This window comes from Arthrobacter sp. ISL-85, from assembly GCF_018613675.1.
GTDB lineage: Bacteria > Actinomycetota > Actinomycetes > Actinomycetales > Micrococcaceae > Arthrobacter.
This window is the reverse complement of sequence record NZ_JAGGPQ010000005.1, coordinates 452,921-459,973: the sequence shown is the minus strand read 5'-3', so window position 1 is coordinate 459,973 and position 7,053 is coordinate 452,921. Positions and strand designations below refer to the sequence as shown.

General features: G+C 66.0%; 5 protein-coding genes and 1 rRNA gene. 2 read left to right on the top strand and 4 right to left on the bottom strand.

The genetic code is table 11. The features are described from left to right. The 4 genes from J7I84_RS04945 to J7I84_RS04930 all read right to left on the bottom strand — a co-directional run. Positions 1-141, bottom strand: a 16S ribosomal RNA gene (locus tag J7I84_RS04945); the annotation flags it as partial. A 488-nt stretch (positions 142-629) separates the two neighbouring features. Beyond that, positions 630-1,943, bottom strand: a complete 1,314-nt coding sequence (gene tyrS, locus J7I84_RS04940; RefSeq protein WP_214941308.1) for a tyrosine--tRNA ligase — start codon at positions 1,941-1,943, stop codon at positions 630-632. Positions 1,944-1,977: 34 nt separating this feature from the next. Next, complete coding sequence (locus J7I84_RS04935; RefSeq protein ID WP_214941305.1) at positions 1,978-4,206, bottom strand: AAA family ATPase; 2,229 nt, start codon at positions 4,204-4,206, stop codon at positions 1,978-1,980. Between the two features lie 51 nt (positions 4,207-4,257). Beyond that, positions 4,258-4,947, bottom strand: a complete 690-nt coding sequence (locus J7I84_RS04930; RefSeq protein ID WP_214941302.1) for a DNA-3-methyladenine glycosylase — start codon at positions 4,945-4,947, stop codon at positions 4,258-4,260. A gap of 130 nt (positions 4,948-5,077) precedes the next feature. Between J7I84_RS04930 and J7I84_RS04925 the strand changes: the two genes are divergently transcribed. Beyond that, positions 5,078-6,556, top strand: coding sequence for an AlkA N-terminal domain-containing protein (locus tag J7I84_RS04925; RefSeq protein WP_214941300.1), 1,479 nt, complete (start codon positions 5,078-5,080; stop codon positions 6,554-6,556). Beyond that, positions 6,553-7,047, top strand: coding sequence for a methylated-DNA--[protein]-cysteine S-methyltransferase (locus tag J7I84_RS04920; protein WP_214941298.1), 495 nt, complete (start codon positions 6,553-6,555; stop codon positions 7,045-7,047). Before J7I84_RS04925 ends, J7I84_RS04920 begins: the two co-directional genes overlap by 4 nt. The last annotated feature ends 6 nt before the right edge of the window (positions 7,048-7,053 follow it).

Below are 7,053 nucleotides of genomic sequence, written 5' to 3'. Positions count from 1 at the left end.
ACAGGAGTCAAGGGCAGGTTACTCACGTGTTACTCACCCGTTCGCCACTAATCCACCCACAAGTGGGCATCATCGTTCGACTTGCATGTGTTAAGCACGCCGCCAGCGTTCATCCTGAGCCAGGATCAAACTCTCCGTTGAAAACAAACAGACACAACCAAAACCACCGGAAATAACGGCGGCAAAAGCTGCACAAAATTTGAAACCAGCTAAAAACACCATGCACACCACGGGGTGGCGGCACAGCACAATCAACCAATTACATACATAATCGGTATCAACAAACTTGGCACACTATTGAGTTCTCAAACAACAGACACATTCGAATATTCCCGGAAGCAATTCTAAAGAATTTCTATTCCGTATTTCTTCGCTGCGATGTTTTTATCTTATTTCATCCATATTCACTTTTGCAAATCCGGGTTTTTCCCGGAATTCACGCGGTGGGATGAATCCGCCCAGCAAAATACGAAGCAATTTTTCAGATCCACGCGATGCGGGCCAAGAATTGCTTCTCATTAGTTGGGGGTTTGTCACCACTCAGCGGCGGCGACTCAGAAAACAATACACGCCCCCCAGCAGCCGTGCAAATCGGCTGCCGAAGGGCGTGCATGCAGGATCGGAAGGTGCTAGGGAACCAGGACTTCAACAGTGGCAAGGTTCTTCTTGCCCCTGCGCAGCAGCAGGTACTGGCCGTGCAGGAGCTCCGACTCTGAGATCACGGCCTCGGGATCAGACACCTTCTCGTTGTTCACGTAGGCGCCCCCCTCCCCTACCGTCCGCCGCGCGGCGGACTTGCTTTCGGAAAGACCGGACGCCACCAGCAGGTCCACAATCCCCATCCCATCCACCTGCACCGTGGTGGAGGGAAGTTCGGACGTGGCCGCCTGCAGGGTTGCCTTGTCAAGTGCGGTGAGGTCCCCATTCCCAAACAAGGCTGCCGAGGCTGCAATCACTTTCTCCGTGGCCTCAACACCATGCACCAATGACGTGACTTCGAAGGCGAGCTTCCGCTGCCCCTCCCGGGCGAAAGGACGCTCTGCCACTGATACGGCAATCTCTTCGATCTCGGCGCGCGTCAGGAAGGTGAACACCTTGAGCCGGTCCACCACGTCGGCGTCGGCGGTATTGAGCCAGAACTGGTAGAACGCGTACGGGCTGCACATGCCGGCATCAAGCCAGATGGCGTTGCCCTCACTCTTACCGAACTTGGTTCCGTCCGAATTGGTGATCAGCGGCGTCCCAAGGGCGTGGACGCTCTTGCCCTCCACCTTGCGGATCAGTTCCGTACCGCTGGTGAGGTTGCCCCACTGGTCCGAACCGCCGGTCTGCAGTACGCAGCCGTAGTCGCGGAAGAGCTGCAGGTAGTCCATGCCCTGCAGGATTTGGTAGCTGAACTCGGTGTAGCTGATGCCTTCATCGGAGTTCAGGCGGGATGCGACGGCGTCCTTGCGCAGCATGGTGCCCACGCGGAAGTGCTTGCCAACTTCACGCAGGAAGTCGATTGCGCTCAGCGGCGCCGTCCAGTCCAGGTTGTTGACGATCCGGGCGGCGTTCTCCCCGTCGAAGCTGAGGAAGCGGCGAACCTGGGCCTGGAGGTAGCCAACCCACTCCGCAACCGTGTCCTTGGTGTTCAAGGTGCGTTCCGCCGTCGGACGCGGGTCCCCGATCATGCCGGTGGAGCCGCCCACCAGCCCCAGCGGCTTGTGTCCTGCCAGCTGGAGCCGCCGCATGACCAGCAGCTGGACCAGGTTGCCCAGGTGCAGGCTCGGGGCGGTGGGGTCGAAGCCGCAATAGTACGTGACCGGCCCGTTGGCAAGGAGCTTTTCGAGCTCTGCTTCGTCGGTGGAGACATGGACCAGCCCACGCCACTTCAGTTCCTGCCAAATGTTGGCGAAAGTGGGGTCGTTGCGCTGCGGTTCGAGGTTGTTCAGTTCTGGCACGCTTCCTAAGTTAGCAGGAACGCCGATTGCCCTGTCAGCCGGCAATCCCGGCGGGCACGGGCAGCGCCGCGATCAGCCGCAGCCGCTGCGTGGCGCGGGTCATGGCCACGTAAAGATCCCCCACCTTGCCGTGCTCGTGGTTCAGCATTACTGACGGTTCCAGGACCACGACACCATCAAACTCCAGTCCCTTTGCCTCCCGCGGGCTGATGACCACGATGTCCTGCTCATAGCTGCCGGCTCCGGTGCCGATCCGCCGCCCATAGGCGGCGCGCAGGGCTGCCGTTGCCTGGGGCAGGAGGTCACCGTCGGCGATCACGGCGAGCAGGCCGCCATCGAGCGCGGCAAGCTCCTCAGGGAGGACCTCCACAAGCCGGTCCACCACGGCGCCTGCGGAAACCTCATCGATGATGGGGTCCCAGCGTCCCTCGCGGACGGCCTTGGGCGCGGAGACCACAAGGCCCGCAGCGTTGGCCATCCGGACAGCTGCCTCGGCAATCTGGGACGGCGTGCGGTAGTTGACCGTCAACTCCTCCAGCTGCCAGCGGTCACCGAACATCGGAGCCAGCGCCCCCTGCCAGGAATTGGCGCCGGCCACAGAACTGGTCTGCGCGATGTCACCCACGATTGTGAAGGACTTCAGCGGGCAGCGGCGCACCAGCAGCCGCCACTGCATGGGCGAGAGCTCCTGTGCCTCATCCACCACAATGTGCCCGAACGCCCAGGTGCGGTCGCTCGTTGCGCGTTCGGCCGCGGTCTGCCGGCCTTCCTGCTCCCGGTTCTGCTCGGCCAGTTCTTCGGCGGACATCAGCGGATCAACGCCGGCCGCTTCCATATTGACCAGGGTCTGCTTCGCGTTTGCCAGGTCCCGGGCACGGTCGTGCTCCTGCTGCGCCAACCCGCGGCCTGCCGCCGGGTCGAGCTCACCGAGCAGTTCGGCCGCCTCATCCAGCAACGGGACATCCGACTCGGTCCATGGGGCATCCGCCGGGCGCTGCAGCAGCGCCCGTTCCGCTGGCGTCAGGTGGGGGGTGCAGAACTCCAGCACCTCGGGCTTGCTGAAGAGGTCCGAGATCAGCTTTTCCGGCGTCATGGGCATCCAGCACAGGTTCAGCGCGATGCGCACGTCGCGGGCGGTCCGGACGTCCTCGGCAAGGTACGAGCGGTCCGCGTTGTTGCCGATGTTTCCGGCCTCGACGAGTTCAGTCATCTGTTCCGTCAGTTCCCGCAGCAGGATCTTCACGAACGTCACGCGCGCCTCGTTGTACGGCTTTCCGGTGGCGCGGGCACGTTCCCGCGCCCGGCGCACCTGCCGGGGTGTGAGGGTGAGCTTGCGGCCGTCGACCTCAAGGATGCGGTTCTGGGCGGGGACGCGCATGCGGTTGGACACGGCGTTGGCCACGATGGCTGCCATGTCCAGGCGTCCCTTGATGGCGGCGACATCGGCGTCGGTTTCGGGGACGGCGTTGATGCCGGGCATCAGGCGGCCCAGGCTGGCCATGACGACGCCGGTCTCTCCCAGGGAGGGCAGCACCCGTTCGATGTATTTCATGAACGACGACGACGGCCCCACCAGCAGCACACCCGCACTCTTGAGGCGGTCACGGTGGGTGTAGAGGAGGTAGGCGGCGCGGTGCAGGGCCACGGCCGTTTTGCCCGTGCCGGGGCCGCCCTGGACCACGACGGCACCGGAGATGGAGGAGCGGATGATCCGGTCCTGCTCCGACTGGATGGTGCTGACGATGTCCGACATGCGGCCGGTCCGCTTGGAGTTAAGGGCAGCCAGGAGGGCGCCTTCACCCTGGAGCGATTCGTCATCGGTCAGCATCCCGGCGTCCAGGACGTCGTCCTCGATGGCTTTGACTTCACGTCCCTGCAGGATCAGGTGCCGGCGGCGGCGCACGCCCTGCCGGTCAAAGGCCGTGGCCTGGTAGAAGTGCCCGGCCTCAGGGGCACGCCAGTCCACCATGAGCCGCTGCAGTTCCTCGGTGGTGAGGCCGATGCGGCCGATGTACTGTGCTTCGCCGGAGTCCAGGTCCAGGCGGCCAAATACCAGGCGGTCATCCACCGCGTCCAGCTGCGCCAGGCGGTCCTCATACAGCGCAGCGAAGGCGTCACGTTCCGAAACGTTCTGCATGGTGCCCACGGCTCCGGCACGACGGACTTGCGCCAGCTGGCGGCGCTTTTCCTCCCGGAGTTCCTCCAGCCGGGCATACAGGCCGGCTACATACTCCCGTTCGTGGGCCAATTCGGAGTCGAGCATCAACGTTCCCCTATCGCAAAAGACAGACCGTCCATTCTACAACCATTTCCGTTAACGCTGGTCAAACCTTGCACCCAGCGGCGGACCCGGTGCCTGCGTCCGGGTCCGCGGCTTCGCTGCCTTGTATTTGGAGACGGTAGGGTCGTCGGCGAGCCAGAACCGCCACGCGTATTCATCCGAGCCTCCGGCGCCGGCCACGCCCACCCGGGGACCGGAACTGACCCGCCCTGCGGGAGCGGAGGGAAGCTCCAGTCCAAAAGGCGGGGCCAGTGCGTCGCGGCCACTGTCCGCCGTCGTCAATCCCAGTGCTTTGGCGAGGCGGGCCGGACCGCTGGCCAGGTCGGAAACAGTTTTCGACGTCGGCCGGCGCCGCTGGGCCAGCTCCAGCCCGTCCACGATTTCCCCTGCCCGGAGGAGCAGGGCGGACGCGACGCCGGCCGGACCGCACACGATGTTGGTGCAGTGGTGCATCCCGTAGGTGAAGTAGACGTAAAGGTGGCCGGCGGGGCCGAACATGGGTGCGTTGCGCGGCGTGGGGCCGCGGTAGGTGTGCGAGCCGGGGTCCGGGTGCAGCGAGTCCTCGGGCCCCATATAGGCCTCTATCTCGGTGAGCCGGACGGACACGGCGCCGTCGCGGGATTCATGCGTGAGCACGGCACCCAGCAGCTGCGGTGCGAGCTCACGGGCGTCTGCGGACAGGAATTCCCGCAGTGGTCCCATCGCCCCAGTGCTTTGGTTCATTGCTTGACCTTACCCGGATGCTGCGGGTTTCATCCGCTCCTGAAACGGGGCCTGCGAGGATTTTCCCGTGCCCACGGCGATGTCCGATTCCCGCTAGTAGCAGTGGCCAGGCGGCTGGCAGGATGGAGGCGTGGACTTCTGGCAGCGCTACCGGGCAATCGACGCCCGCGACCCCCGGTTCGACGGCCAGTTCTTCACCGCCGTCCGCAGCACCGGGATCTACTGCCGCCCCTCGTGCCCGGCCCGGACCCCCAAAGCCGCCAACGTGACGTTCTACGAGACGTCCGTCGCGGCACACGAGGCAGGCTACCGCGCCTGCAAGCGCTGCCTGCCGGAGGCGGTGCCGGGAACTCCGGCCTGGAACGTACGGCAGGACGTCGCGGGCCGCGCGATGCGCCTGATCAACGACGGCGTCATCAACCGCGATGGGGTGGCGGGCCTTGCCGCCCGGCTGGGGTATTCACCGCGCCAGCTGAACCGGATCCTGGGCCAGGAGCTGGGCGCCGGCCCCCTGTCGCTGGCCCGTGCCGCAAGGGCACAGACCGCGCGCACCCTGCTGGTTTCCACATCGATGAAGCTCGCCGACGTTGCCTTTGCGGCAGGCTTCAGCAGCGTCAGGCAGTTCAACGAGACCATCGCCGAGGTGTTCGGCATGACTCCCACTGCACTGCGGAGGACGGTCCGGCACCCGGCGCCCGGCGGCGGCACCACGGCCCTGACCTTGGGCCTGCCCTACCGCCGGCCTTTCGACCCGGGCATCTTCTCCTTCCTGGCGGTCCGTGCCATCCCGGGAGTCGAGGAAGGGACGCCGACGTCCTATACCCGGACGCTGCGGCTCCCCCACGGCGACGCGCGGTTCCGGGTGGAGTACGACGGCGGGTCCCGGGAACGGCCGCTGACCCTCACCGTAGGCGCGGTGGACCTTCGCGACCTTCCGGCGCTGCTCAGCCGGGTGCGCAGGCTGTTCGACCTCGACGCGGACCCGGAAGCGATTGACGGCGCCCTGGAGGCGGATCCCCGGCTTGCCGCCTCCGTTGCCGGCGCCCGCGGGATGCGGATGCCGGGGGCGGTGGATCCGCAGGAGCTGCTGATCCGGGCCATGGTGGGCCAGCAGATCACGGTTGCGGCTGCCAGGACCGCACTGACCCAACTGTCAGCGGCCGGCAGTCCCAGCAGTGCACCCGGCGACGGCCTGGACCGGCTGTTTCCCACTCCGGCCGAAATCGCGGGGGCGGGACATCTGCTGCGCGGTCCACGGCGGAGGACCGAGTCGCTGCTGCACGCTGCGGATGCCATGGCGTCGGGACAGCTGGCGTTCGGCTACGGCGACAATCTCCCAAGCCTGACCGCGGCGCTCCTGCCGCTTCCCGGCGTCGGGCCCTGGACGGTGGGGTACGTGGCCATGCGGGTCCTGGGCGCCCCGGACATCTTCCTTGACAACGACGCCGCGGTGCGGAACGGGATCCGCGCCGTCGATAATGGGAACAACGCCCTGAGTCCGGACTTCCGGGAGACAAGCCCGTGGCGCTCCTACGCCACGATGCACCTGTGGCGTGCCGCGGCGCGGCCCGCCACAATTACCACCATTCCCGCGAAAGGGATGCCATGAAAGCGCAACTGCTCCAGCTGTCCACGCCGGACGGACCGTTCACCATCCTCGCCCGGGATGGCGTGGTCCTTGCATCGGGCTGGACCGCCGGCCTGTCGGAGCTGACCGGGCAGGTCCATCCTGCCCTGCGGCCTGACGCCGTGGAAGAGGTGGCGGACCTGGGCGGGATCTCCTCCGCCGTCGACGCCTTCTATGCCGGCGACCCCGCACCGGCCATGATGGTGCCGGTCCACCAGCAGTCCGGCCCGTTCCGCGCCCATGCCTGGGATGTACTGCGGCAGGTCAAACCGGGCTCTCCCGTCACCTACACCGAGTACGCGGCCCTTGCCGGCAATCCGCGCGCTGTGCGGGCCGCCGCGAGCGCCTGCGCGTTCAACGCGGCTGCCCTGTTCGTTCCCTGCCACCGCGTCATCCGGACCGACGGCTCGCTGGGCGGTTTCCGCTGGGGCCTGCGCATCAAGGAAAGCCTGCTGGCCCGCGAGGCCGCCTGACCACGC

Coding starts and splice junctions, on each gene's coding strand:
- J7I84_RS04935 (WP_214941305.1), bottom strand. CDS start 4,206: ATGCTCGACTCCGAATTGGCCCACGAACGGGAGTATGTAGCCGGCCTG.
- J7I84_RS04930 (WP_214941302.1), bottom strand. CDS start 4,947: ATGAACCAAAGCACTGGGGCGATGGGACCACTGCGGGAATTCCTGTCC.
- J7I84_RS04920 (WP_214941298.1), top strand. CDS start 6,553: ATGAAAGCGCAACTGCTCCAGCTGTCCACGCCGGACGGACCGTTCACC.